1 protein-coding gene is annotated in these 554 nt (G+C 54.2%); it reads left to right on the top strand.

What is annotated here, in order from left to right; translation table 11 throughout:
* On the top strand, positions 1-554 hold a 554-nt coding region (locus tag OKC30_RS21355; RefSeq protein ID WP_270671216.1), incomplete at both ends, for an IS4 family transposase.

Genomic DNA, 554 nt, shown 5'->3' with positions numbered 1-554 from the left:
CAAACCAACCATGGCCGCAGTACTCCGCTGCTGTGGAAAACCCATCGAAAATCGTTGCTCAAAGGGCAACGCAATGCCCATGAGAAAGAGCTGCTCACCAAACTCAAGCAGACCCTGCCAGAAGGTATCTTCGTGACGGTAGTCGCTGACCGTGGGTTTGGTTACATGGAGCTGTTCGAGCGCCTGGAACAAGAGCTAGGCTTTGCCTATATCATTAGATTTAAAGGAAATATTTTGGTTGGTTACTCTGGTGGAGAGCAGGTTCCCGCCCGCGACTGGCTAACGCCGACCGGGCGCACCCGAACCCTCAAGGAGGTGGAGCTCACTGGGCAACGACAGCCTGTCGAGCGGGTCTATTGTTGTCACAAGAGTGGCATGAAAGACGCGTGGTTTCTGGCCAGTAACCGGACCGATCTGAGTGCCGCCAAGGCGTTGCAACTATACGGCCAGCGCTGGGGTATCGAGACCAGTTTTCGGGATATCAAAGATTACAAATTCGGCATGGGTATGGGAGATGTGCACATCAGTAATCCGGTCCGGCGTGACCGACTGTT

The organism is Aeromonas sp. QDB18, from assembly GCF_027705325.1.
Lineage (GTDB): Bacteria > Pseudomonadota > Gammaproteobacteria > Enterobacterales > Aeromonadaceae > Aeromonas > Aeromonas caviae.
This window is presented reverse-complemented; position numbering and strand designations above follow the sequence as displayed.